This is a genomic window from Streptomyces sp. NPDC021562 (assembly GCF_040640875.1).
Taxonomy (GTDB): Bacteria; Actinomycetota; Actinomycetes; order Streptomycetales; family Streptomycetaceae; genus Streptomyces.
Genome location: NZ_JBFACN010000017.1, coordinates 35,195 through 59,520, shown reverse-complemented (window position 1 = coordinate 59,520; position 24,326 = coordinate 35,195). Strand labels below are relative to the sequence as shown.

Sequence of the window (24,326 nt, the reverse complement as noted above, 5' to 3'; positions counted from 1 at the left end):
GGCGCGACCAGCCACACCCGGCCCGCAGCCCGCGACGAAACAGATCAAGGCAGACGCTCACGCACCCCACCCCGCCTGCTCCCCGCCCACCCGCTCCGCGACGATCTTCTCGGCCCACCCAGACCGCCGGTACGCCGCGACGGGATCGGCGTCCAACCCCATCTCCTCCCGCACCTCGGCCAGCAACGGCCGCACGTCCGTGTTGTAGGCGTCCATCAGCACCGCGTTCGCCTCCAGCACGTCCCCGGCCCGCTGGGCCGCGGCCAGCGCGTCACGGTCGACGAGCAGCGCCTTGGCGGTGGCCTCCTGCACGTTCATCACGGACCGGATGATCGCCGGGATCTTCGCCTCGATGTTGTGGCACTGGTCGAGCATGAAGGCCACGTCGGGGGTGAAGCCGCCGCCCCGGATCACCTCGTACATGATCCGGAACAGCTGGAACGGATCCGCGGCCCCGACCATGAGGTCGTCGTCCGCGTAGAACCGGGAGTTGAAGTCGAACCCGCCGAGCTTCCCCTCGCGCAGCAGCGTGGCGACGATGAACTCGATGTTGGTGCCCGGCGCATGGTGGCCCGTGTCGACCACGACCTGCGCCTTCGGTCCCAGCTTCAGACAGTGGGCGTAGGCCGTCCCCCAGTCCGGCACGTCGGTGGTGTAGAACGACGGCTCGAAGAGTTTGTACTCCAGCAGCATCCGCTGCCCCTCGCCGAGGCGCTCGTACACCTCGGCCAGCCCTTCCGCGAGCCGGTCCTGCCGTCCCCGGATGTCGTCCTGGCCGGGGTAGTTCGTCCCGTCCGCGAACCAGAGCTTCAGGTCGCCGGACCCCGTCGCGTCCATGATGTCGACGCACTCCAGCAGATGGTCCACGGCCTTGCGGCGCACCGCCGCGTCCGGATGGCAGATGCTGCCCAGCCGGTAGTCGTCGTCCTGGAAGGTGTTGGAGTTGATCGCGCCCAGCTTCACCCCCCGCTCCTCGGCGTGCTCGGCCAGGTCGGCATAGTCGTCCACCCTGTCCCACGGGATGTGCAGTGCCACCGTCGGCGCCACCCCCGTCACCGCGTGGACCTGCGCCGCGTCGTCCAGCTTCTCCTTCGGCGAGCGCGGCACGCCCTGCTGGGCGAACACCTTGAAGCGGGTCCCCGAGTTTCCGTACGCCCACGACGGCGTCTCGACGGCCTGGGTCTTCAGCGCGGCCTTCACCGCGGCGGAGTCGGTCACTTCGGAGCTCCTGTGGGATGGAAATGATGAAACGATTCAGAACGGCAAAGTATGAGGCCTGAGCAGGGGTGTCAAGCGATCCGACCGACCCTGTTCTCCGTGACTCCGCCGTGACCTTCGGCTATCGAAATTTTTTCGACACGGACCCATTGACGTGACATGCCTGTGGTGCCTACGGTCCCGGCAATCCAGTTGAAACCTTTCACGACGCCGTGGGGTCGGTCGGAGCACCTTCCGCCCGGTGTCGTCGAGGAGCCTCCATGACCCACCCGTCCGACACGGGACCGGCCCCGGTGCTGGCGCTGAAGGACGTCTCCAAGTCCTTCGGCGCCGTCCGCGCCCTGCGGGACGTCTCCCTGGAGCTGTTCCCCGGCGAGGTGCACGCCCTCGCCGGGGAGAACGGCGCGGGCAAGTCGACGCTGATCAAGACCCTCGCCGGAGTGCACCGGCCGGACGCCGGCCAGGTGCTGCTCGACGGCGGGCCCGTCGTCTTCCACGGCCCCGGCGACGCCCGCGACGCCGGAATCGCCGTGATCTACCAGGAGCCCACGCTCTTTCCCGACCTGTCGATCGCCGAGAACATCTTCATGGGCCGGCAGCCCCGGCGCGCGCTCGGCAGGATCGACCACAAGGCCACCCGCGCGGCCACCGCCGCCCTGATGAAGCGGCTCGGCGTCGCCCTCGACCCCGACCGACCCGCCCGCGGCCTGTCCATCGCGGACCAGCAGATCGTGGAGATCGCCAAGGCGCTCTCCTTCGACGCCCGGGTCCTGATCATGGACGAGCCGACCGCGGCCCTGACCGGCAGCGAGGTGGCCCGTCTGTTCGGGGTCGTCCGGGCGCTGCGCGAGCAGGGCGCCGCCGTGCTGTTCATCTCGCACCGTCTGGAGGAGATCTTCCAGATCTGCCGGCGGGTCACCACCCTGAGGGACGGTGCCTGGATCGCCAGCGAGCCGGTCGACGGCATGACCGAGGACGACCTCGTACGCCGGATGGTCGGCCGCGACCTGGACGAGCTGTACCCCAAGCAGGACGTGCCCGTCGGCGAGGTCGCGCTCAGCGTACGGCGGCTGACCCGTGAGGGCGTCTTCACCGACGTCTCCTTCGAGGTGCGCTCCGGTGAGATCGTCGGACTGGCCGGGCTGGTCGGCGCCGGACGGACCGAGGTCGCCCGGGCCGTGTTCGGCGTCGACCGGTGGGACGCCGGCGAGGTCGAGGTCAGGGGACGGAAACTGACCAGCGGCGCGCCGTCCGTCGCGATGTCCGCGGGTCTCGCCCTCGTCCCCGAGGACCGGCGCGCCCAGGGCCTGGTGATGGACATGTCCATCGAGCGGAACATCGGCCTCACCGGACTGCGTACGACCGTGAAGGCGGGCCTCGTCGACCGCGGCGCCGAACGCAGCCGCTCCCTCGACTGGGCGGTGAAGCTCCAGGTGAAGTACGCCCGGATCGCCGACGCCGTCTCCACCCTGTCCGGCGGCAACCAGCAGAAGGTCGTCCTCGCCAAATGGCTGGCGACCGGCCCCAAGGTGCTGATCGTGGACGAGCCCACCCGAGGCATCGACGTCGGCACGAAGGCGGAGGTGCACCGGCTGCTCAGCGAGCTGGCCGCCGACGGGGTCGCCGTGCTGATGATCTCCTCCGACCTGCCCGAGATCCTCGGCATGGCCGACCGCGTGCTGGTGATGCACGAAGGCCGGATCACCGCCGAGATCCCGCGCTCCGACGCCACCGAGGAAACCGTGATGGCCGCAGCCACCGGGAGGGCGGCCGCATGACCGCCACCACCTCCGAACACACCCCCGTCGCCGAGGCCCCCGGGTCCGGCGGGACCCGGCTCGTCGACCGCGTCCTCAAGATGCGCGAACTCGCCATCCTGGTCGTCTTCCTGGTGATGATCGCCGTCACCCAGGCCGGCAACAGCGAGTTCCTCTCCACGCAGGGCATCAAGGACCTGCTGCTCAACGCGACCATCCTGGTGCTGGTCGCCACCGGGCAGTCCCTGGTGGTGATCACCAGGAACGTCGACCTGTCCGTCGGCTCCACCCTCGGCATCACCGCCTTCGCCGCCGGCGACTACCTGCACGGCGGCGGCAACGCGGTCGTCGCGATCGCGCTGGCCGTACTGCTCGGCATCGGCTGCGGGCTGCTCAACGGCGCGCTGGTCAGCTTCGGCCAGGTCCCCGCCCTCGTCGTCACCCTCGGCACCCTCTACATCATCCGGGGCGTCGACTCCATCTGGGTCGGCTCCCGGCAGATCACCGCGGCCGACCTGCCCGGCGGCTTCAACGACTTCGGCTCCGGCGGGCTGTCCGCCATCCCCTGGCTGGCCCTGATCGCCCTCGCGGTCCTGGTCGCCACCGCCTACTACCTCAAGCACTTCGGCAGCGGCCGGGAGCTGTACGCCCTCGGCTCGAACCCCGAAGCGGCCCGCCTCGCCGGCATCCCGGTGCGCAGGCGGATCATCGCCGCCTACACCGTCTGCGGCGCCCTCACCGGTCTCGCCGGGGCGATGTACCTGGCCCGGTTCGGAAACGTCGACTCCAGCACCGGCAGCGGCTACGAACTCACCGTCGTCAGCGCCGTCGTCGTCGGTGGCGTCGTCTTCACCGGCGGCTCCGGAAGCGTCTACGGCGCCGCCCTCGGCGCGCTCCTGCTCACCTCCATCAACAGCGTCCTGCCCGCCCTCGGCGTCAGCTCCGTGTGGGTCCTCGCCATCAACGGCCTGCTCCTGCTGCTCGCCATCGCCGTGGACCGGATCGTCGCGCTGCGGGTGGCGGCGGCGCTGAAGAAGAAGTCGGCCCTGAAGAGGACCGCGGCCAGCAAGGAGAACCCCAGCCATGCCTGAGTCCCTGACGCGCGCGGTCCGCTGGGACACCGTGGTCGGCGCGCTGCTGATCCTCCTGCTGCTGTTCTCCTTCGGCTTCGTGGACGGCTTCGGGAACTCCCTCAACCTGTCCTTCCTGATCGGCAACACGCTGCCGATCGCGCTGGTCGCCCTGCCGATGACCCTGCTGGTGGTCGCGGGGGAGATCGACCTCTCGGTCGCCTCGACCGCCGGCCTGTCGGGGGCGGTCATGGGCAGGCTCTGGAACGAGGGCATGGCGATCGAGACGATCATCCCGCTGTGCCTGCTGCTGGGGGTGGTCTGCGGGCTGGTCAACGGACTGCTGGTGACCCGGCTCGGACTGCCGTCGCTGGCCGTCACCATCGGCACGCTCGCGGCCTACCGGGGCATCGCCCAGATCGTGCTCGGCTCCGACGCGGTGACCGACTTCCCGGCGCAGTACCAGGACTTCGCGGCGGGCCGCCTCGGTGACACCTTCCTGCCGCAGGCCTTCCTCCCGTTCCTGGTGCTGCTGGTGATCGCCGTGGTGGTGCTGCACGCCACGCCGTTCGGACGGTCGCTGTTCGCCGTCGGGGCGAGCGAGGAGGCGGCCCGGTTCGCCGGGATCCGGGTGAAGCGCAACAAGCTGATCCTGTTCGTCGCCACGGGCTTCATGGCCTCGCTCACCGGGATCTTCTGGGCCCTGCACTACGCCAGCGCGCGGTACGACAACGCGACCGGGCTCGAACTGAGCGTGATAGCCGCGGTGCTGCTCGGAGGCATCGACTTCGACGGGGGCAAGGGGACGCTCGGTGGGGCGATCGCCGGGGTGTTCCTGCTCGGGGCGCTGCAGAACGTGATGAGTCTGCTGAATGTGTCCGCGCAGTCCCAGATCGTCGTGACCGGTGTGTTGCTCGTCGTCTCGGTGCTGGGGCCTCGCGTCGGCCGGCAGATCTCGTCGGCTCGGCAGAGGGCTGCGAAGGCCGTCTGAATGCTGCGGGCTGATTGTGGCTGGTCGCGCAGTTCCTCCCCCAGCCTTCGGCCGGGGTACCCCCAGCGCCCCTGACGGGGCGCTCTCCTGAACCCTTCTTGCAAAGGAACCCGTCATGCGTAAGTCCTCCCTCCGGCGTGCCGCCGTGGCTCTCGCCGCCGTGTCCTCCCTCGCCCTCGCCGCCACCGCCTGCGGCGGCACCACCAAGAACAACTCGGGCGGTGACGAGTCGGCCGCGGCCGGCTCCACCGCCAAGGCCGACCCGAACGCCGCGCTCAAGAAGGGGCTCACCGTCGGGTTCCTGCCCAAGCAGGTCAACAACCCCTACTTCACCTCCGCCGACAAGGGCGGCGAGAAGGCGCTCACCGAACTGGGCAACAAGTACAAGGAGGTCGGTCCGTCCAGCGCCACCGACACCTCCGGGCAGGTGTCGTACGTCAACACCCTCACCCAGCAGCAGGTCAACGCGATGGCGGTGTCGGCGCAGGACCCCGGCGCCCTGTGCACGGCGCTCAAGCAGGCCATGAGCAACGGCATCAAGGTCGTCACCTACGACTCCGACACCAACGCCGGCTGCCGCAACGCCTTCGTCTCGCAGGCCAGCGCCGAGGACCTGGGCCGTACCGAGGTGCAGCTGCTCGCCCAGCAGATCGGGTACAAGGGCGAGATCGCGATCCTGTCCGCCGCGCAGACCGCCACGAACCAGAACACCTGGATCGGGTTCATGAAGGACGAGCTGAAGGACCCCAAGTACAAGGACGTCAAGCTCGTCAAGATCGCCTACGGCAACGACGACGCCCAGGCCTCCTTCCAGCAGACCCAGGGCCTGCTCCAGCAGTACCCGAACCTGAAGGGGATCATCTCCCCGACCACCGTCGGCATCAAGGCCGCCGCCCAGTACCTGTCCGGCTCCAAGTACAAGGGCAAGGTCAAGCTGACCGGTCTGGGCACGCCCAACGACATGCGCCAGTACGTCAAGAACGGCACCGTCGACGCCTTCGAGCTGTGGGACCCCGCCAAGCTCGGCGACCTCGCCGCCCGTACCGCCGTCGCGCTCGCCTCCGGGCAGATCACCGGCAAGGAGGGCGAGACCTTCAAGGCCGGCGACACCACGTACACCATCGGCAAGGACGGCGTGATCAACCTCGGCAAGCCGACCGTGTTCGACGCGAAGAACATCGACCAGTTCAACTTCTGAGGCGGGAGCGGTACTTCATGCAGCGTGTCTGTTTCCTCCTCAAGGTCCGGCAGGACCGCATCGCCGAGTACCGCGAACGCCACGCCGCCGTGTGGCCGGAGATGCGCGAGGCGCTCTCCGCCACCGGCTGGCACAACTACTCGCTCTTCCTGCGCGACGACGGCCTGCTCGTGGGCTACCTGGAGACCGAGGACTTCGAGGCCGCCCGCGCCGGCATGGAGGCCACCGAGGTCAACGCCCGCTGGCAGGCCGAGATGGGCCCCTTCTTCGAGTCCCTCGACGGCGCCCGCCCCGACGAGGCGATGAAACCGCTCACCGAAGTGTTCCACCTCGCCTGACGCACGTCCGCCCCCCAGGAGCCGCTCGTGAAAAGACGTACCGTCCTCGGTGCCGCCCTCCTCGGCACCGCGGCCGCCCCCGCCCTCGCCGCCGGCCCGGCCCGCGCGGCCGACCCCGGACCGTCGGTGCACAAGAAGCAGAGCACGCTGCTCGACGCCCAGGCGATCTTCTTCGTCTCCTACGACGGGCTGGTCAACAACAACTCCTTCCAGAAGAACGGCCTGTTCACCTACAAGGGCCACCAGTACGCCGCCTGGTACACCTCGACCGGCTCCGCGGTGATCGGCCGCCGGGTGCTCGACGGCTCCTCCTGGGCGACCGTCACCCTCGCCCACCGGCTGAAGTCCAGCGACTCGCACAACGTCATCTCGATGGGCGTCTCGAAGGCCGACGGCCGCCTCCACATCACCATGGACTCCCACAGCGACGGCTTCTTCTACGTGAAGTCGGTCGCCGGGCTGCTCGACGACCCCGCCGCCACGGCGTGGACCTCGGCCGTCTTCGGCGCCGTCCAGACCTCCCTCGACGGAGTGTCGCTGACCTCGCAGTTCACCTATCCGCAGTTCATCGCGACACCCGAGGGGAAGCTGCAGCTCAGCTACCGGGTGGGGATCTCCGGGAACGGCCGCAACGCCCTCGCGGAGTACGACGGTGCGCGCTGGACCACGCTGGGGGAGTGGAGCGGCTCCACCGGGACCTACACCAGCGCGCACGGCTCCAGCACCGCCCGGAACATGTACCTGCACGGCATCGACTACGACGTCCACGGGCGGCTGCACGCCTTCTTCACTTGGCGTGAGCAGTCGGCGTCCGTGCTGTGCGACAGCGGTGGCATCACCAACCACGACACCGGCTACGTCTACTCCGCCGACCGCGGCCGCACCTGGCGCAACGACGCCGGCGCCCTGGTCGCCACCACCGGCACCTCGGACACCGTCGCCGTCACCGACTCCGGTCTGGTCGTCGACCCCCTCGACCCCGACCACTCCCTGATGAACCAGGAGAGCCAGTGGACGGACTCCGCCGGCCTCCCGCACGCGATCATCAGCTACGTCCCCGGCCGCTTCGGACAGTGCACGACGGACTACGTCGCCGACCGCACCGCCCATGGACGCGCCTTCCACGTCCGCAAGAACTCCGCCGGCACCTGGCAGAAGACCGAGATTCCCGTCGCCCTGAACTCCAGCCAGCGCACCAAGCTGGTCCTGGACCGGTACGACAACGCCTACGCGGTCTTTCCCCACGGCCGGATCGCCGGCGCCTCCAGGTCCTCCGGGTACACCGACTGGGCGCTGCTGTACGACGGGAGCGACCTGAACGCCTTCGGCGAGGTGGTGATCGACGAGCTGCGGGTCGAGGCGGACGGCGTGCTGTCGTTCATGTACCAGGAGACGTCGAGCGGTACGACCCCCTCGGCGCTCCATGTCGTCGACTTCGCCCTGCCCGCCTGACCGGCTCCGTATGCGAGTCATGTCGTAATGTGAAGCCCTTCCCGGGACGGATTCGCCGCCCGGTGTGAGGGTCTTCCCGCCGCCCGCGTTTTCCTGGAGGTCTCCGCCCGATGGCCCAGTCGGTGGGTATCAAGGACGTCGCCCGCGCCGCCGGAGTGTCGGTGGGTACGGTCTCCAACGTCATCAACCGCCCGGACACGGTCGCCAGTGAGACGCGGGCGCGGGTGCAGTCGGCGATAGAGCGGCTCGGCTACGTCCGCAGCGAGTCCGCGCGGCAGCTGCGCGCGGGCCGCAGCCGGATCATGGGGCTGCTCGTCCTCGACATGGGCAACCCGTTCTTCGTGGACGTCGCCCGGGGCGCCGAGCGGGCGGCACGCGACGCCGGACTCGGCGTGATGGTCTGCAACAGCGCGCAGAGCGCCGGTGAGGAGGCCGAGTACCTCGCGCTCTTCGCCGAGCAGCGGGTGCGCGGCGTCCTGCTCACCCCGGCGGACGCCACCGGCCGCAACATCGAGGCGTTCCGCCGGCACGGCATCCCCTTCGTGCTGGTCGACCGGGTCGCGGAGGGCACCACCGAGTGCTCGGTCAGCGTCGACGACGTCGCGGGCGGCGCGCTGGCCGTCCGGCACCTCGTGGACGCCGGCCACCGCTCCCTCGCGTACGTCAGCGGACCGCCGGGGTTCAACCAGGTGCGCGACCGCCGCACCGGCGCGCTGAACGCCCTGGCCGAGGCAGGGCTCAGTCCCGACGCGCTGCGCGAGCTGCCCACCGAGCGGCTCGACGTGGCCGCGGGCCGGGACGCGGGGGCCCGGCTGCTCGGCCTCTCCGACCGGCCCACCGCGGTCTTCTGCGCCAACGACCTGCTCGCCCTCGGCGTCCTCCAGGCGATGTACGCGGCCGGCGTGGTCGTCCCCGACGACCTGGCCATCGTGGGCTACGACGACATCGAGTTCGCCGCGGCCGCCGCCGTCCCGCTCACCTCCGTGCGCCAGCCAGCCGTCACCATGGGCGCCATGGCCGCGGACCTCCTCCTGGAGGAGACCGAGGAACACGACGGACAGCGCCCCCACGAGCACCGCCGGGTGGTGCTCCAGCCGGAACTCGTGGTCCGCCGCTCCAGCCTCGCCGCCCGCTGATCGGAGATTCAGTAACGATTGCGTGATCCCGGGGGCAGACCACCGTCTGACATGTGCTGAACTGGGACGCGTCCGTCCGACCGTCCCGGGAGAACCGTTGAGCCTCAGCTACCGCCAGCCCGGCGTCGTCCTCACCGACCGCCACTTCACCGTGCCGCTGGACCACGCCGACCCCGGCGGCGAGACCATCGAGCTCTACGCGCGGGAGGCGGTCGCGAGCGACAAGGCGGACCGGGAACTGCCCTGGCTGCTCTACCTCCAGGGGGGACCCGGTTTCGGAGCGAATCGTTTCGTCGGACGGCAGGCCTGGCTTGACCGGGCCCTGAAGGAGTACCGCGTCCTCCTGCTCGACCAGCGCGGCACCGGCCGCTCCACCCCGGTCAACCGGCAGACCCTCCCGCTGCGCGGCGGCCCGGCCGCCCAGGCCGACCACCTGGCCCGGTTCCGTGCCGACTCGATCGTCCGGGACTGCGAGGCGATCCGCCCGGGGATCACCGGCGGTGCACCCTGGACCACCCTGGGCCAGAGCTTCGGCGGCTTCTGCACCCTGACCTACCTGTCGTTCTTCCCCGAGGGGCTCAGCACCTCCGTGATCACCGGCGGTCTGCCCGCCCTCGACGCGCACGCCGACGACGTCTACCGGGCCGCCTACCCGCGCATGGAGCGCAAGGTCGCCGCGCACTACGCGCGCTATCCGATGGACGTCGAGCGGGCCCGCCGGATCGCCGAGCACCTCCTCGACCACGAGACGGTGCTGCCGAACGGCTACCGGCTCACCGTCGAGGCCTTCCAGTCCCTCGGCCTGATGCTCGGCATGAGCGACGGCAGCCACCGCCTGCACTTCCTCCTGGAGGACGCGTTCGTCCGCACCCCGGCCGGCGCCGAACTCTCCGACGCCTTCCAGGAACAGGTCCAGGGCCTCCTGTCGTACGCGGGCAACCCGCTCTACGCCCTCCTGCACGAGCCCCTCTACGGCCAGGACACGCGCCCCACCGCCTGGGCGGCCGAGCGGGTCCGCGCCGAGTTCCCGCAGTTCGACGCGGCCAAGTCGCTCGCGGGCGACACCCCGGTGCTCTTCACCGGCGAGACCGTGCACCCCTGGGTGTTCGACACCGACCCGGCACTGCGTCCGCTGAAGGAGGCCGCGGAACTGCTCGCCGCCCGCACCGACTGGCAGCCGCTGTACGACCCGGCCCGCCTCGCCGTGAACGAGGTCCCGGTCGCCGCCGCGGTCTACCACGACGACCTGTACGTCGACGCCGGGCACTCGCTGCGGACCGCCCGGGCCGTCCGGGGTCTGCGCACCTGGGTCACCGACGAGTTCGAGCACGACGGACTGCGCACCGGGGCGCCGCGGGTACTGGACCGGCTGCTGGCCCTGGCAAGGGACGAGGCGTGAAACACGCCCCCGAAGGAACGCGGATGACGGCGCGACGGGCCAGGATGGACTGATCGGCCGACAGGGGAGGCACGGGGGACATGACCACGGACACGGAACGACTCGCCGCGCGCTTCGAGGAGCACCGCGACCACCTGCGTGCGGTGGCCTACCGGATGCTGGGCTCGGTCGCCGAGGCCGAGGACGCGGTCCAGGAGGCGTGGTTCAGGCTCGGACGCACCGACACGGACGAGATCAGGAACCTGGGCGGCTGGCTGACCACCGTGGTCGGCCGGGTCTGCCTCGACCTGCTGCGCTCCCGCACGGCGCGCCGCGAGCAGCCGATGGACGACACCTTCGTCCCGGATCCGGTGATCAGGCCGCTCACGAGCATCGACCCCGAACAGGAGGTGCTCCAGGCCGACTCGGTGGGGCTCGCCCTGCTGATCGTCCTGGAGACGCTGGAGCCCGCCGAGCGGCTGACGTTCGTCCTGCACGACATGTTCGCGGTGCCCTTCGACGACATCGCGCCGATCGTGGAACGCACCCCGGCGGCGACCCGGCAGCTGGCCAGCCGGGCCCGCCGCCGGGTGCAGGGCGCCGCCCCGTCGGCCGACCCCGACCTGGGCCGGCAGCGTCAGGTCCTGGAGGCCTTCCTGGCCGCCTCCCGTGGCGGTGACTTCGAGGCACTGCTCGCCCTGCTCCACCCGGACGTGGTGCTGCGCGTCGACTCGGGTGCCCTGGTGCGCGGCGCGGCCGCCTCCAAGGCGGTGCGCGGGGCCCGGCCGGTGGCCGAAGGGGCCTTCACCTTCCGGCAGTTCGCCGGCACCGCCCGGCTCGCTCTGGTCAACGGCGCGGTGGGCCTGGTCAACGCGCCGGAGGGCGGCCCGCGGTCGGTCATGGCGGTCACCGTCGAGGACGGCCGGATCACCGGGATGTACATCCTCGCCGACCCCGAGCGGCTGGACCGCCTGGAGTTCACCGCCAGGGAGGACTGACGCCCCGCGTGTGCGCAGGTCAGTAAACTGGTTCGATGCCAGAACAGATGTCCGACCGGTCGCGGCTGCGCGGGGACTGCTCCCGCTGCTTCGGGCTGTGCTGCGTCGCCCTGCCGTTCACCGCCTCCGCCGACTTCGCGGTGTCCAAGCCCGCCGGGACGCCCTGCCGGAACCTCGGCGGCGACCACCGCTGCGGCATCCATGCCGAGCTGCGGCAGCAGGGCTTCCCCGGCTGCACCGTCTACGACTGCTTCGGCGCGGGTCAGCGGGTGTCCCAGGTGACCTTCGGCGGCCAGGACTGGCGCACCGGCTCCGCGCAGCAGGCCCGCTGGATGTTCGACGCCTTCCCGGTCGTACGACAGCTGCACGAGCTGCTCTGGTATCTCACGGCCGCGCTCGACCTGCCCGCCGCGCGTCCCGTCCACGGCGAACTGCGGACGCTGCTGGGGACCGTCGAGGCACTGGCCCTCGGGACGCCCGGCGAACTCGCCGCCCTGGACGTGGCCGCGCACCGGCGGGAGGCCGACGTGCTGCTGCTGCGCGCCAGTGAGCTGGCCCGCGCGGCGGTCCGGGGGCGCCGGAAGGACCGGCGGGGCGCGGATCTGATGGGCGCCCGGCTCAGGGGAGCCGACCTGCGGGGCGTGAGCCTGCGCGGGGCCTACCTCATCGCGGCCGACCTCACCGGGGCGGATCTGCGCGACACGGACCTGATCGGAGCCGACCTGCGCGACGCCGATCTCACCGACGCGGACCTCACGGGTGCGTTCTTCCTGACCCAGCCGCAGGCCGACGCGGCGCGGGGGAGTGCCGGGACCCGGCTGCCGGAGTCAGTCACCCGCCCCGTGCACTGGGCAGCCGCCGCCCGCTGAGGCGGACGTGTCCGGCACGGGCGCCGGCGCCGGGGCGGGGCGGCGCCGTTCGAGCCGCAGTCGCAGCCGCTCCGGCATGACCGTCAGCCGCTCGGTCACCTTCAGCCGGTAGCCGGGGTCGGGCGTCAGCTCGTAGCGGCGCAGCAGCAGACCGAGGACCAGGGTGGCCTCGTGCAGTGCGAACTGGCGGCCGATGCAGGCGCGGGCGCCCGTACCGAACGGCTTGAAGGTGTGCGGGGCGCGGCCCCGCGCGGCCTTCGGCTCGAAACGGTCCGGGTCGAAGCGCTCGGTGTCCGGACCCCACACCTCCGGGTCCCGGTGCAGCATCGGCGTCAGGACCAGCGCCCAGCCGCCCCGGCGCATCGGGTGTTCCCCGGCGAGCACGGTGTCCCGGCGGGCCTCGCGGGCGAAGGCGGGGGCGGTGGGCCACAGCCGCAGCGACTCGTCGAGGACCCGGCGCAGATAGCGCAGCTTGGCGACCTGGTCGTAGCCCGGCGCGGGGGTGTCGCCCCAGACCCGGTCCACCTCGGCGGCGGCCCGGGCGGCGATCTCGGGGTGCAGGGCGAGGTAGTGCAGGGCGAAGGAGAGCGCGCCGGAGGTGGTCTCGTGGCCGGCCACCAGGAAGGTGATCACCTGGCGGCGCACGTTCTCGGCGGACAGCCGCTCACCCGTCTCCGGGTGGGCCGTCTCCAGCATCCGGTCCAGGAGGTCGCCCTGCCCGCCGCCGGTCCGCCGCCGCTCGGCGACCAGGTCGTCGACCGTGCGGTCGAGGAAGGCGATGTCGGCCGCGTTGCGCCGCGACGCCTCCCGCAGCAGCAGCGGGGCCAGCGGTGAGGGCACGCTGTTGAGGCGCTGCGCGTAGCTGAGCGTGCCGATCATCGCGGTCACGAAGGGGTGCGGGCGGTCCCGTTCGAACGAGCCGAAGTCGTGTCCGAACCCGGTGCGCGCGATCGTCTCCAGGGTCAGCTTGGTCATGTCCCCGGGCACGTCGACCCAGTGCCCGGCGGCCTGCTCCCGGTCCCAGTGGTCGGTCAGCCGGCCCGCCACCGACACCATCATGGCGTGGTAGCCCGCCATGGCCTCCCGGCTGAAACCGGGAGCGAGGACGTCGTGCGCGAGCTGCCAGTTCGGCTCGTGGTTGTACGCCGTGAACAGGCCGTCCCCGGCGACCGGGCGAAGGTTGGCGACGCCCAGGCCGACGTGCTTGGCGAACCGTGACTCGTCGGCCATGTCGGCGGCGAGCCGGGCGCCCCACACGAACACGAACTCGTTGCCGAACGCCTTACGGCGGAAGATCGGGCCCAGCTGCCCGGCGAGACGCATCGAGTCCTGGACCGGGGTGCGCCGGTCGACACCGAGGACGTCACCGAGGAACGGCAGCCGGCGCGGCGGGTGCGGTATCCGGTGCAGCTCGGGCCAGCCCTGCTCGGCGCCCCGGAACCCCTTGGGCAGCGGGCCGCCGGTGCCCGTCCCCGGCTGCGTGACCGTCTCCGCCATGACGCGATCTCCCTTGATGCTGCGGCACGTTGAGTCAGTTGTACGTGGGTTCAATAGGCGGCCCAGTCTCGTCCCGTTGTTGAACCCGCGTCAAGTAAAGTGCCGACATGGTCGCGAACCAGGGTGAGCGCAGCCGCCGCAGACTCAGCACCGCGGAGCGCCGTGAGCAACTCCTCTCGGTCGGGGCCCGGCTCTTCTCCGAGAGCCCGTACGACGACGTGTGGATCGAGCAGGTCGCCGAGATCGCGGGGGTCTCCCGCGGTCTGCTGTACCACTATTTTCCGACCAAGCGGGATTTCTTCGCGGCGGTGGTGCAGCGGGAGAGTGAGCGGATGCTGCGGATGACGGCGGCCGAGCCCGGCGTCCCCGCCCGGGAGCAGCTCGCCGCGGGCCTCGACGTCTACCTCGACTACGTCCGTGCCCACGCCCACGGCTTCCGTGCCTTCCACCGCGCCGAGGCCTCCGGCGACCAGGCGGTGCGCCGGGTGTACCGGCAGGCCCAGACCGCCCAGGAGCGTCAGATCCTCGCCGCCCTCGCCGCCGACCCGGAGTTCGGTCCCGCTCTGGCGCGGCGCCCCGACGCCCGCCTCGCGGTGCGCGGCTGGCTCGCCTTCACCACGCACGTCTGCCTGGAGTGGCTGCGCACCGAGGAGCTGACGCGCGAACAGGTGCGGGACCTGTGTGCGCGGGCCCTGCTGGGTGTCATCTCCTGACGTGCCGGACACTCCCTGCCTCCCGGGGGCGCTGTTGGCGTACCCCTCGGACTCCGCTAGGTTAGGTGAGGCTTACCTAATGGAGGTTCTGGATGGGTGGCGAACAGGCGGTCCGGTCGGCCGGGCCCGGCGCGGCGGAGCAGGCCCGCTCCCTGCTGGCCGTCGCGTGGTCGTGCAGGGTCACCGCGGACGGCGGACGCGAGGAGTTGTGCGGCGCGCACACCGTCGCCGACGACGGCCGGGTGCTGCTGCGCGCGCCCGAGGACGGCGTCCTGCGCGCGGCGGCGCTCTGCGCGCCGCGCGGGGAGCCGTCCGCGGTGCTGGAGTTCGCCGACGTGGCACCCGTCCCGGTACGGGACCGGATCCGTGCCCGGCTCTGGATGGCCGGCTGGTTCGTGCCCGCTGACGGACACCTCGTCCTCCGCCCCACCCGCGTGGTGCTGCGCCGGCCCTCCGGCGCGGTGGTCGTCGACCTCGACGAGTTCGCCGCCGCGCGCCCCGACCCGCTGGCCGCCGCCGAGGCGGGACTGCTGACCCACCTCGCCGACGCCCACCCGGACGCCGTCGAACGGCTCACCCGGCTCGTCGCGCCGGAGAGCCTGCACGCCGCGACCCGCGTACGGCCCCTCGCCGTGGACCGGCACGGGCTGATCCTGCGCATCGAACGCACCCGGACCCACGGCGACGTACGGCTCCCCTTCCACGCGTCCGCCGACGACGTCGCGCAGCTCACCGAACGCGTCCACGTCCTGCTGGCCCGGGCAGCCGCCGCGTCCTGCCCGCGGACGCTACAGCGGCAGCGCGCAGACGGCGACCGGTGACGCGAACGGCGCGCCCGCGAGCCGGAGCGCACCGCTGCCCGCGTCCACGGTGAAGACGCTCACCGTGCCGGACCGCTGGTTGGCCGCGAACAGCAGCCGGCCGTCGGGCGAGAAGGCGATCTGGCGGGGGAAGTCCCCGTGCACCGGCACCGTGCCGATCAGCCGCAACCGGGCGCCGTCGGCCTCGACCGCGTACCGCGCCAGCGTGTTGTCGCCCCGGTTGGCGAGATAGGCGTGGGCGCCGTCCGCGGTGACCAGGATCTGGGCCGGGTAGTTGGTGGCGCCCGCCCTGCTGCCGGAGGACTGCGGCTCGCCGACCGTGAGCCGCCCCTCGGCCGGGTCGTAACCGCACACCGTGACCGTGTCGGCCACCTCGTCGGCCAGGTACGCGTACCGTCCGCCGGGGTGGAAGGTCAGATGCCGCGGGCCAGCCCCCGGCTTCGTGTGCGCCTGTGAGACCTCGGTGAGCGTGCCCGTCGCGGGGTCGAGACGGTAGCCGTAGACGGTGTCCGTGCCCAGGTCGACGGCGAGGACGTGCCCGCCGTCCGGGCTGGTGAGGACCTGGTGGGCGTGCGGGCCCTGCTGACCGGGTCCGGGCGCCGGACTGGTGTGCGTGACCAGGGCCGTGCGCTCGCCGAGGGCGCCCGTGGCGTCGATCGGGTGCACGGCCACGCTGCCCGAGGTGTAGTTGGCGCTCAGCAGCCAGCGGCCGGTGGGGTGCACCGAGAGGTGACACGGTCCCGCCCCGCCCGTGCTTCGGCGGCCGAGCACCTTGCGGTCCGCGAGGCGTACGGCGGTCACGCCCCCGTCCGGCTGCTCGTCCACCGCGTACAGCGTGCGGCCGTCCGGGTGCACGGCCAGGTAGGACGGGTCGGCGACGCCGGTGAGCGTGCCGGTTCCGGTGATCTCGCCGGTCGCCGGGTCGTACTCGGCGAGGCCGATGCCGGCGCCCCCGCCGGTCACGGAGGTGTAGGTGCCGACATGGAGCGGGCGGGGGCCGGAGGCCGGCTGCTCCGAGGACTTCGCCGCCGGGCGGGGCGCGGCGCGGGGCTCCTGGGCCGGCGACGCCGCCGGGGCCGGGACCGCCACCACCGCCGCGGCGCCCGCCACCGCGCCGACGAACCGGCGCCTGCTCCAGCCGCCGCGCGCCGCCTCCGTACCACTGCCCATGCCCGCACCTCAGGTCGTCGGTCACCCCCGTCGTCACGGCAACCTTGGCGTGCGGCCACGGCCGAGCGCAAGAAAGGCAACGCGCGTTGCGCATGGTGCAACGCTGGTATTACCAGTCGCCGTCCTCCACCGGCTTGTCCGCCGCGTCCTTGAGCGGGACCACCTGCTCCGGGGACGGCTGCTGCCACGGCTCCAGGTCGTCGCCGAGCCAGTCACCGACCGGTTTCACCGCGCGCAGGGTGTCCGTGGGGGCGAGATCCCGGGCGTCCTCGTCGTAGTAGTCGTACCAGGGCAGGCCCGCACGGGTGTACGCGGACCGGTCCACCGGGGACGGCGGGGGCGCCTCTCCCGTGATCCGGCGCCACTGCGGGGGAGTGACCAGGTGCACGAACACGCGCCCCGCCGGGGTTTCGGCCCAGTCCCGCAGCGGCCGGTCGTCCGTGTACACCTCCTGGCGCATCGACCCGCCGACGCCCAGACCCATCGCCGCCGGAGCCGCTCCGGGCGCGGCCGCCGCCAGGGGCATCGCCGCGCCGAAGCTCCCGGCCGAGCGTGAGTTGCGGGTCCGCTTGCGGACCAGCCGCTCCCGCCGCAGCCGCTCCTGACGGTGGTACGCGGCGAGCGCCTCCTCGGACAGCGGGAAGGACTGGAGCTGCACCCCGCCCCACACCTCCTCGCCGGTGACCTGCCCCTCCACCGTCGCACCCAGGCCGAGCGGCACCGACACGAACTGGCGGACCGTGCCCTTGCCGGAGTTGATGCCGTCCAGCCACGGCTGCCGGGGCAGGACCAGGTAGTTCTGCGGCCGCTGCGAGAGCCGGTCGCTCCACGGCTTGCCGGACACCGCGCACACCTTGCCCACGCCGACCTGGAGAGCCACAGGCCGCGCCGAACCCGCGAAGCTCAGCCACATCGCCTCGCGCAGGTACACCGGCAGCATCACACCGCCCCGGGCCCGCCACTCGGGCGGGACCGTGTCCGGATGGTCGGCAACCCGCCGGACCGGGAACTCGCCCAGTCCCGGCGGCAGCGGGTGCGTGCCCGTCTCCGGCAGCCGCAGCGTGCGGACGAACCGCACCGCCGCCCCGCCGGGCAGCCGCAGAGTGTTCCCGTCGATCCGCACCGCCGCGTCCGTCACCGGCGTGCCCCCTTCCCCGTCCCGCAGCGCCGTCCGGCACCGTGCCGTACGGTCCGTCCGCGTCCCTCACAGAGAACGCCCCGGACCACCCGTCCGGTTCCGCCGCAGCTGCTCCGGCACCCCGACGCGCTCACGCAGCCAGGTCAGCCACGGCGGCCGCTTGGCGCGCTGTTCGCCGGAGACCCGGTCCAGCTCCTCCAGCAGCCGGCGGGTGCGGTGCTCGGTGTCCAGCTCGTCGATCATCCGGTTGACCTCGGTCAGCACGGCACCGAGCAGCTGCCAGTTCCGGTCGTCGCGGCGGATCTCGTCCTGGAGCAGTTCGGCGAGCTTGTCACGGGTGCCGGTCGCGGTGTGCAGCTCGGCGGCCAGCCGGGCCTCGGCCGACTCCGCGTTCTCGCTGATGCTCGTGGTGACCAGCACCGCGAAGCTGACCACGGCGTCGGCGATCTGGGAGAGCAGCTGCTCCACGGCCGCCCCGGAGTCGGACGCGAACATCGGTTCGGGTTCGCGGGCCTTGGCGAGGTCAGTGAAGGTCCGGGCCAGCACGCGCAGCACGACCGTGCAGATCTCCAGCGTGTCCAGGCCGGTGCGCAGCACCACGCGGTGCAGCAGCCCCTCCCTGACCCGGGGATTGAGCCGCAGGCTGTCCTCGGCCTGCCGCAGCGCCGCGTCCACCTCGATGATCGCGTGATCGAGCCGTCGGGCCTCGTGCAGCCGCTCGGCGGCCCGCTGCCACGGGGTGAGCTCCGCCGCCTCGTCGCCCATGCGCAGCATCAGCTGGCGCAGCCGGCGGGCCAGCCCCTCGATGGACTCCCCGGCCTCGTCGACCCACACCGGGGGCGGCAGCAGCAGATTGCAGGCCATGCCGACCACCGCGCCGATCAGGGTCTCCACGATCCGCGCCCAGGCCGTACTGCTGATCGTGGTGACCCCGAGCACCAGCATGGCGCTGATCGCCACCTCGGGGATGTACTCGTCGACGCGCACCAGGTGCCCCACCCCCAGCGAGGCCACGATCAACAGCGCCAGGCTCCACCAGGTCAGCCCCACCAGCTGGCTGAAGGCGATGGCGACCAGCACACCGGCCACCACCGCGTTGACCCGGCGGAAACCGTTGGTCAAAGTGGCGTACAGGGTCACCTGCACGACCAGCAGCGCGGTCAGCGGGGCGGTGAGGGGCGCCGGTTCCGGGCTCAGGCGGAGCGCGACGACGTAGGCGATCGTGGCCGCTGTGGCCGATCGCAGCGTCTGGACGACCACCGGGTCCCGATGCCGCCGCAACAGCCGCGGCAGGCTCTCGGCCCACTTCCGTACGTCTTGCATCCCTTGGCCTGTTCCCACTCGCGCGGCACGTCGAACGTATTGTCCACAGATCACTCACGCGCGCTAGTGCCTGGGTGACCACAGCCGATTACGGAGGGTGCCCGGCGGCCGGATCCCCGTGAGGCGCGCGTGGAAAATCGCCGCGCCCCGCACGAGCGTGATCGGATACGGTCGGCGGACACCGGGAGCGGGCCGCGGGCAGCGCGCGCCGGGCGGAGCGCAGGGGGTGACGGATGGGACGCGCGGACTTCGCGGACCTCGGGTCGGTGCGGGCCGTCGCGGCGCTGCGTCATGTGGCCGCGCTGTCCTCCGGACCGGCCCTCGACCCCGGTCTGCGGATCACCCTCAACTTCCACCCCGACCGGCTGTCCGCCGGACGGCCGATCCTGCGCTCGCTGGCCCGAGACGGCGCCTACCACTCGCAGTTCGTCACCGGCACCAGCAACGGCGGGCTCACCGCGCACCCCGGCGGCGACCGCCGGCGCTGGGAGAGCCGGATCTTCGGCGGGAGCTACGACGACGCCGACCCCGCCGAGCGTCCGGTGTACGGGGCGCTGAACTTCCGCCGCCAGGTCGTGGGCGCGGCCCCGCGGTTCGGCTCCTCGCACCTGCGGCTGACCGGTCCGGCACTGCACCGGGCCACCTTCTGCTACCCCGACAGCGCGGCCGAGCCGACGGATTTCGGAGTGGCCGCCGGAACCCACCTCATCGCCCTGGCCGAGGCCGACGAGCAGGACGCCCTCAACGACTACATCGAGACCCAGGTGCACGGCGGGGTACGGCTCGACCGGGACGTGGAGGCCCTCGTCCTGGACGCCTGCTACCGGGGCACCCCCGTGGAGCGGGCCGCCCGGTCGCTGCCGTTCCCGGTCGAGTGGCACCCCGGCTACCGGCTCAGCGTGCCGGAGCTGCGCCGCCATGCCGACTACCGGGGCGCCGAGTACGCCGAACTGGGCGCCCGGATCGCACAGAAGGGCGTCGTCGACCCCCGGATCATCGGAGACGCGGCCCGCACCGGCAGGTACGAGGTGCAGGACCTGAAAATGGTGTGGCACACCCTGGCCCGCTTCGGCGCCCCGGAAGGCGCGGGCACGGCCTACTCGGCCGAGGTCCGCGGTCCGGCCGAGGCCCGCGACCCGGCCGGGTCCGGCGGCCACACGCCCGGTCTGAGCACGCCCAAGGCATAGGCGCGCGCGACCAGTTCGGTGCGGTTGGCCGCGTCCCAGCGGGCCGACAGGCGGCGCAGGTGGTAGGCGACGCCGTCCCTGGTCAGACCCAGTTCACGGGCGGCCTGGGCGGTGGTGGCACCCCGGGCCAGCAGGGCCAGCACCCGGCCCTCGACCGGGCTGACCCGCGCGGGCCCCGTCCCGGGCGCCTCCTGCTCGCCGGCCACCCGCAGCATCACCAGCAGCGACGGTGTCCCGCCCACGGACTCGCTCACCGGGTCCGCCGTCAGCTCCCCGTACCGCTCGGCCCCGTGGGGAGCCTGCCAGCGCACCGACACCTGGTAGCGCGAGCGGTGCCGCAGCCGCAGCGCCTCGGCGATCCGCTCCACCTGGGCCTCCTCCTGCGGCCGGAACAGCTCCAGCACGTCCCGGCCGCGCAGCCGCCCCGGGGTGGTACCGCACTCGGCGGCCATAGCCGGGTTGGCGAGCACCACCAGCCCGTACACGTCGCACACCGCCACCGGCACCGCCACCCGGTCGAACAGCGTCAGCGCGCGATTGCGCCACACCACGCCGTCGAGCCCGCCCGTCGCCATGCCACCACCGCTCCTCTCACCCTCATCCAAGGCGGCCACCCAGGTCAGAGGCAACTCCATCGGCACGACGCAAGGACCGAAGGCGGTTTTCGACTGCACGTTCGTGTAGTGCCACGGCCTCGTGGCCCGCTCCCCGAGGACCACGCTGGAACGCAGGACTTCCGTACCGCGAAAGGCAGTTGTCGCGCCATGCCCCCCACCGCGCCGCACCCCGACACCACCGACACCCTGCCCGGCGTCCCCGTCGTGGACATCACCGCCACCGGACCCGGCCGCACCCCCGTCCAGCAGGTCATGAACCTGATGCGGGAGCACGGCCCGATCCTGGTACGACGGCTGCACGGACGGGACACCCTGTTCGTCGCCGACACCGACCTGGTCGAGGACCTCGCCGACGAGCAGCGGTTCGCCAAGCACATCGGGCCCGCCCTGGAGAACGTCCGCGCCTTCGCCGCCGACGGGCTGTTCACCGCCTACAACGACGAGCCCAACTGGGCCAGGGCGCACGACATCCTCATGCCCGCCTTCGCGCTCGGCTCGATGCGCACCTACCACCCGGTGATGCTCGGGGTCGCCCGCCGCCTGATCGAGTCCTGGGACCGGGCCGCCCACGCAGGACGGCCGGTCGACGTGCCGGACGACATGACCAGGATGACCCTCGACACCATCGGCCTCGCCGGGTTCGGCTACGACTTCGGCTCCTTCGAACGCACCGAACCGCACCCCTTCGTCGAGTCCATGGTCCGCTGCCTGGAGTGGAGCATGACCCGCCTGGCCCGCACGCCCGGCGCCGACCACTCGGCCGCCGACGCCGCCTTCCGGGACGACGCCGGCTACCTCGCCCAGGTCGTGGACGACGTCATCGCCTCCCGCACCGGCACCGACCAGGGCACGGCCGAGGACCTGCTCGGCCTCATGCTCTCCGCCCGGCACCCCGCCGACGGCGCCACCCTGGACCGGGCCAACATCCGCAACCAGGTCATCACCTTCCTCATCGCCGGGCACGAGACCACCTCCGGCGCGATGTCCTTCGCCCTGTACTACCTGGCCAAGCACCCCACCGCGCTCCGGCTGGTGCAGCGCGAGGCGGACGCCCTGTGGGGTGACACGCCCGACCCCGAGCCCACCTACGACGAGGTCGGCCGCCTCGCCTACACCCGTCAGGTGCTCAACGAGGCACTGCGACTGTGGCCGACCGCCGCCGCGTTCAGCCGGCACGCCCTCGACGACACCCTGCTCGGCGGACGGGTGCCGCTGACGGCGGGGCAGTCCGTCACCGTGCTCGCCCCGATGCTGCACCGTCAGCCGGTCTGGGGCGACAACCCCGAGCTCTTCGACCCCTCCCGGTTCACCCCGGAGGCCGAGGCAGCCCGCCCGGTGCACGCCTTCAAGCCGTTCGGCACAGGTGAACGGGCCTGCATCGGCAGGCAGTTCGCCCTGCACGAGGCGACCATGCTGCTGGCCCTGCTGGTGCACCGCTACCGGCTCCAGGACCACGCGCGGTACGCCCTCACCGTCAAGGAGACTCTCACCCTCAAGCCGGAGGGCTTCACCCTGACCCTCGTCCCGCGCACCTCCGCCGACCGCGTCCACCCGCCGCTGCCCGGCGCCGCGCCGACGGCCGACCGGAACCCGCGGCAGACGGCCGCTCTCCCGGCCCGCGTCCGCACCGGCACCGGCGCCCTCCTGCTGCACGGCAGCAACTACGGCACCTGCCGGGACCTCGCCGCCCGGCTCGCCGACGAGGCCGCCGACCTCGGCTGCGACACCGAGGTGGCGGCGCTGGACGCGTACGCCACCGGTCTTCCGACGGACCGCCCGGTCGTCATCACCGCCGCCTCCTACAACGGCCGCCCCACCGACGACGCCACCGCCTTCGCGGCCTGGCTCGACAGCGCCCCGGACCTGACCGGCGTCACCTACGCGGTGCTCGGCGTCGGCGACCGCAACTGGGCCGCCACCTACCAGCACTTCCCGACCCGGATCGACGACCGCCTGGCCGAACTGGGCGCCCGCCGCCTCACCGACCGCGTCGCCGCCGACGCCTCCGGCGACCTGCCCGGCACGGTCCGCGACTTCACCGCGCGGCTGCGCACCGCCCTGCTGGAGCGGTACGGCGACCCCGGCGCGGCCCCCTCGACGGACCCGGAGCCCACCGCGGCGTACCAGGTCAGGGCCCTGACCGGCGGGCCCCTCGACGCCGTCGCCGCACGCCACGGTCTGGTCCCGATGACGGTCACCGAGGCGTACGACCTGACCGCCGCCGGCCACCCCCGCACCAAACGCTTCCTGCGGGTGGCGCTGCCGGACGGCGTCACCTACCGCACCGCCGACCACCTGACCGTGCTCCCCGTCAACGCCCCGGCGCTCGTCACCCGCGCGGCCGCCGCCCTCGGCGTGGACCTCGACGCCGTGCTCGACATCCGCGCCACCCGGCCCCGGCGCGACGGCCTCGCGGTCGACCGCCCGCTGACGGTGCGCGAACTCCTCACCCACCACGTCGAGTTGCAGGAGCGCCCGAACGCCCGGCAACTGTCCCTGCTGGCCGAGGCCGACCCCTGCCCGCCGGAGAGGGCCGCGCTCGCCGCGCTGGCCGACGACCCGCGCACCCCGGCCGCCGACCCGCGCACCCTGGTCGAGCTGGTCGAGGACCACCCGGCACTGCGCGGCGCCCTCGACTGGCCCCGCCTGCTGGAGCTGCTGACCCCGCTCAAGCCGCGCCACTACTCGATCTCGTCGTCCCCGGCCGCCGACCCCCGCCACGCCGACCTGATGATCTCCCTCCTGGAGGCACCCGCCAGGTCCGGCAAGGGCCGCTACCGGGGCACCGGCTCCGGCCACCTGGCGTCGCTGCGCCCCGGTGACACCCTGCTCGCCCGCGTGCAGCCCTGCCGGGAGGCCTTTCGCGTCGACCACACCGCCCCGGTGGTCATGATCGCGGCGGGCACCGGCCTGGCCCCGTTCCGCGGCGCCGTCGCCGACCGCGCGGCAGCCCGCGCCGCGGGCGCCGAACTCCCGCCCGCACTCTGCTACTTCGGCTGTGACGCGGCCGACGCGGACTTCCTGCACGCCGAGGAGCTGCGCACGGCGCAGGCCGCCGGTGCCGTCTCGCTGCGTCCGGCCTTCAGCACGGCGGGCACCTTCGTCCAGCACCGCGTCGCCGCCGAGGCCGACGAGGTGTGGGCCCTGCTGGCAGCGGGCGCGAAGGTTTACGTCTGCGGCGACGGCGGCAGGATGGCGCCGGGCGTCCGGGAGGCGTTCCGTACGATGTACCGCGACCGTACGCCGGGAGGGGACGCCGAGCAGTGGCTGAACTCCCTGGTGGCGGAGGGTCGCTACGTGGAGGATGTGTACGCGGCGAACTGATCGGCCCCCGACCGGCCGGCGGCTCACCGCGCCCCCCTGTGCCCACGGTTGCCGTGTCCCTTAGCTCACATCGTGAACTAAGGGTTGGGGAAATATCGCTTTCTGACCCCCTGAAGGAGTATGTTGCAGGT

At 72.4% G+C, this 24,326-nt stretch carries 20 protein-coding genes; 14 read left to right on the top strand and 6 right to left on the bottom strand.

The annotated features are described in order from the left end of the window. Positions 1 to 57: 57 nt before the first annotated feature. On the bottom strand, positions 58 to 1,218 hold the full coding sequence (gene rhaI / locus AB0G52_RS25875) for an L-rhamnose isomerase (RefSeq protein WP_361339031.1): 1,161 nt from the start codon (positions 1,216 to 1,218) through the stop codon (positions 58 to 60). 260 nt (positions 1,219 to 1,478) lie between these two features. On the opposite strand from rhaI, the gene AB0G52_RS25870 reads away from it, so the two are divergent. The 10 genes from AB0G52_RS25870 to AB0G52_RS25825 all read left to right on the top strand — a co-directional run bounded on the left by AB0G52_RS25870 (position 1,479) and on the right by AB0G52_RS25825 (position 12,405). Next, a complete protein-coding gene (locus AB0G52_RS25870; RefSeq protein ID WP_361339028.1) occupies positions 1,479 to 2,996 on the top strand; it encodes a sugar ABC transporter ATP-binding protein in 1,518 nt (505 codons plus the stop codon). Beyond that, positions 2,993 to 4,066 (top strand): ABC transporter permease, encoded by a 1,074-nt coding sequence (locus tag AB0G52_RS25865; protein ID WP_361339025.1) that lies wholly within the window; start codon positions 2,993 to 2,995, stop codon positions 4,064 to 4,066. The genes AB0G52_RS25870 and AB0G52_RS25865 overlap by 4 nt, the downstream gene beginning before the upstream one ends. Beyond that, complete coding sequence (locus AB0G52_RS25860; protein ID WP_361339022.1) at positions 4,059 to 5,036, top strand: ABC transporter permease; 978 nt, start codon at positions 4,059 to 4,061, stop codon at positions 5,034 to 5,036. The genes AB0G52_RS25865 and AB0G52_RS25860 overlap by 8 nt, the downstream gene beginning before the upstream one ends. Before the next feature lie 115 nt (positions 5,037 to 5,151). Beyond that, positions 5,152 to 6,234 (top strand): rhamnose ABC transporter substrate-binding protein, encoded by a 1,083-nt coding sequence (gene rhaS, locus AB0G52_RS25855; RefSeq protein WP_132892478.1) that lies wholly within the window; start codon positions 5,152 to 5,154, stop codon positions 6,232 to 6,234. Between the two features lie 17 nt (positions 6,235 to 6,251). After that, on the top strand, positions 6,252 to 6,572 hold the full coding sequence (locus AB0G52_RS25850) for an L-rhamnose mutarotase (RefSeq protein WP_361339018.1): 321 nt from the start codon (positions 6,252 to 6,254) through the stop codon (positions 6,570 to 6,572). A 27-nt stretch (positions 6,573 to 6,599) separates the two neighbouring features. Next, complete coding sequence (locus tag AB0G52_RS25845; RefSeq protein WP_361339015.1) at positions 6,600 to 8,024, top strand: BNR repeat-containing protein; 1,425 nt, start codon at positions 6,600 to 6,602, stop codon at positions 8,022 to 8,024. Between the two features lie 110 nt (positions 8,025 to 8,134). Further along, complete coding sequence (locus tag AB0G52_RS25840) at positions 8,135 to 9,160, top strand: LacI family DNA-binding transcriptional regulator (protein WP_132892472.1); 1,026 nt, start codon at positions 8,135 to 8,137, stop codon at positions 9,158 to 9,160. Between the two features lie 97 nt (positions 9,161 to 9,257). Beyond that, positions 9,258 to 10,559 carry an alpha/beta fold hydrolase gene (locus AB0G52_RS25835; RefSeq protein ID WP_361339011.1) on the top strand — a complete coding sequence of 434 codons (1,302 nt, stop codon included), beginning with the start codon at positions 9,258 to 9,260 and terminating at the stop codon, positions 10,557 to 10,559. An 80-nt stretch (positions 10,560 to 10,639) separates the two neighbouring features. Continuing rightward, complete coding sequence (gene sigJ / locus AB0G52_RS25830; RefSeq protein WP_132892469.1) at positions 10,640 to 11,536, top strand: RNA polymerase sigma factor SigJ; 897 nt, start codon at positions 10,640 to 10,642, stop codon at positions 11,534 to 11,536. A 35-nt stretch (positions 11,537 to 11,571) separates the two neighbouring features. Further along, on the top strand, positions 11,572 to 12,405 hold the full coding sequence (locus AB0G52_RS25825; RefSeq protein ID WP_361339008.1) for a pentapeptide repeat-containing protein: 834 nt from the start codon (positions 11,572 to 11,574) through the stop codon (positions 12,403 to 12,405). Here the strand turns inward: AB0G52_RS25825 and AB0G52_RS25820 are convergent. After that, the gene (locus AB0G52_RS25820; RefSeq protein WP_361339005.1) at positions 12,364 to 13,902 is read right to left on the bottom strand and encodes a cytochrome P450; all 1,539 of its coding nucleotides are present in this window, start codon (positions 13,900 to 13,902) and stop codon (positions 12,364 to 12,366) included. The genes AB0G52_RS25825 and AB0G52_RS25820 overlap by 42 nt on opposite strands. A gap of 107 nt (positions 13,903 to 14,009) precedes the next feature. On the opposite strand from AB0G52_RS25820, the gene AB0G52_RS25815 reads away from it, so the two are divergent. Further along, positions 14,010 to 14,615: a TetR/AcrR family transcriptional regulator gene (locus tag AB0G52_RS25815; RefSeq protein WP_132892463.1), complete on the top strand. Its 606-nt coding sequence runs from the start codon at positions 14,010 to 14,012 to the stop codon at positions 14,613 to 14,615. Between the two features lie 92 nt (positions 14,616 to 14,707). Then, on the top strand, positions 14,708 to 15,436 hold the full coding sequence (locus tag AB0G52_RS25810; protein WP_361339002.1) for a DUF2470 domain-containing protein: 729 nt from the start codon (positions 14,708 to 14,710) through the stop codon (positions 15,434 to 15,436). Here AB0G52_RS25810 and AB0G52_RS25805 read toward each other — a convergent pair. From AB0G52_RS25805 to AB0G52_RS25795, 3 genes are all read right to left on the bottom strand, one after another. Beyond that, on the bottom strand, positions 15,404 to 16,606 hold the full coding sequence (locus tag AB0G52_RS25805; protein ID WP_361338999.1) for a lactonase family protein: 1,203 nt from the start codon (positions 16,604 to 16,606) through the stop codon (positions 15,404 to 15,406). The two genes, AB0G52_RS25810 and AB0G52_RS25805, sit on opposite strands and share 33 nt — an antisense overlap. 109 nt (positions 16,607 to 16,715) lie before the next feature. Continuing rightward, positions 16,716 to 17,744 (bottom strand): hypothetical protein, encoded by a 1,029-nt coding sequence (locus tag AB0G52_RS25800; protein WP_132892459.1) that lies wholly within the window; start codon positions 17,742 to 17,744, stop codon positions 16,716 to 16,718. Between the two features lie 66 nt (positions 17,745 to 17,810). Next, positions 17,811 to 19,067 (bottom strand): FUSC family protein, encoded by a 1,257-nt coding sequence (locus AB0G52_RS25795; protein ID WP_361338995.1) that lies wholly within the window; start codon positions 19,065 to 19,067, stop codon positions 17,811 to 17,813. Between the two features lie 233 nt (positions 19,068 to 19,300). Here AB0G52_RS25795 and AB0G52_RS25790 point away from each other — a divergent pair, with 233 nt between their 5' ends. Next, positions 19,301 to 20,254, top strand: coding sequence for a DUF3626 domain-containing protein (locus tag AB0G52_RS25790; protein ID WP_132892458.1), 954 nt, complete (start codon positions 19,301 to 19,303; stop codon positions 20,252 to 20,254). Here AB0G52_RS25790 and AB0G52_RS25785 read toward each other — a convergent pair. Continuing rightward, on the bottom strand, positions 20,164 to 20,829 hold the full coding sequence (locus AB0G52_RS25785; protein WP_132892456.1) for a PAS domain S-box protein: 666 nt from the start codon (positions 20,827 to 20,829) through the stop codon (positions 20,164 to 20,166). The two genes, AB0G52_RS25790 and AB0G52_RS25785, sit on opposite strands and share 91 nt — an antisense overlap. A gap of 189 nt (positions 20,830 to 21,018) precedes the next feature. Between AB0G52_RS25785 and AB0G52_RS25780 the strand changes: the two genes are divergently transcribed. After that, the gene (locus tag AB0G52_RS25780) at positions 21,019 to 24,195 is read left to right on the top strand and encodes a cytochrome P450 (RefSeq protein WP_361338990.1); all 3,177 of its coding nucleotides are present in this window, start codon (positions 21,019 to 21,021) and stop codon (positions 24,193 to 24,195) included. Positions 24,196 to 24,326 lie beyond the last annotated feature (131 nt).

Coding starts and splice junctions, on each gene's coding strand:
- AB0G52_RS25865 (WP_361339025.1), top strand. CDS start 2,993: ATGACCGCCACCACCTCCGAACACACCCCCGTCGCCGAGGCCCCCGGG.
- AB0G52_RS25815 (WP_132892463.1), top strand. CDS start 14,010: ATGGTCGCGAACCAGGGTGAGCGCAGCCGCCGCAGACTCAGCACCGCG.
- AB0G52_RS25870 (WP_361339028.1), top strand. CDS start 1,479: ATGACCCACCCGTCCGACACGGGACCGGCCCCGGTGCTGGCGCTGAAG.
- AB0G52_RS25790 (WP_132892458.1), top strand. CDS start 19,301: ATGGGACGCGCGGACTTCGCGGACCTCGGGTCGGTGCGGGCCGTCGCG.
- AB0G52_RS25780 (WP_361338990.1), top strand. CDS start 21,019: ATGCCCCCCACCGCGCCGCACCCCGACACCACCGACACCCTGCCCGGC.
- rhaS (WP_132892478.1), top strand. CDS start 5,152: ATGCGTAAGTCCTCCCTCCGGCGTGCCGCCGTGGCTCTCGCCGCCGTG.
- AB0G52_RS25810 (WP_361339002.1), top strand. CDS start 14,708: ATGGGTGGCGAACAGGCGGTCCGGTCGGCCGGGCCCGGCGCGGCGGAG.
- AB0G52_RS25795 (WP_361338995.1), bottom strand. CDS start 19,067: ATGCAAGACGTACGGAAGTGGGCCGAGAGCCTGCCGCGGCTGTTGCGG.
- AB0G52_RS25820 (WP_361339005.1), bottom strand. CDS start 13,902: ATGGCGGAGACGGTCACGCAGCCGGGGACGGGCACCGGCGGCCCGCTG.
- AB0G52_RS25825 (WP_361339008.1), top strand. CDS start 11,572: ATGCCAGAACAGATGTCCGACCGGTCGCGGCTGCGCGGGGACTGCTCC.
- AB0G52_RS25785 (WP_132892456.1), bottom strand. CDS start 20,829: ATGGCGACGGGCGGGCTCGACGGCGTGGTGTGGCGCAATCGCGCGCTG.
- AB0G52_RS25805 (WP_361338999.1), bottom strand. CDS start 16,606: ATGGGCAGTGGTACGGAGGCGGCGCGCGGCGGCTGGAGCAGGCGCCGG.
- AB0G52_RS25840 (WP_132892472.1), top strand. CDS start 8,135: ATGGCCCAGTCGGTGGGTATCAAGGACGTCGCCCGCGCCGCCGGAGTG.
- AB0G52_RS25860 (WP_361339022.1), top strand. CDS start 4,059: ATGCCTGAGTCCCTGACGCGCGCGGTCCGCTGGGACACCGTGGTCGGC.
- sigJ (WP_132892469.1), top strand. CDS start 10,640: ATGACCACGGACACGGAACGACTCGCCGCGCGCTTCGAGGAGCACCGC.
- AB0G52_RS25850 (WP_361339018.1), top strand. CDS start 6,252: ATGCAGCGTGTCTGTTTCCTCCTCAAGGTCCGGCAGGACCGCATCGCC.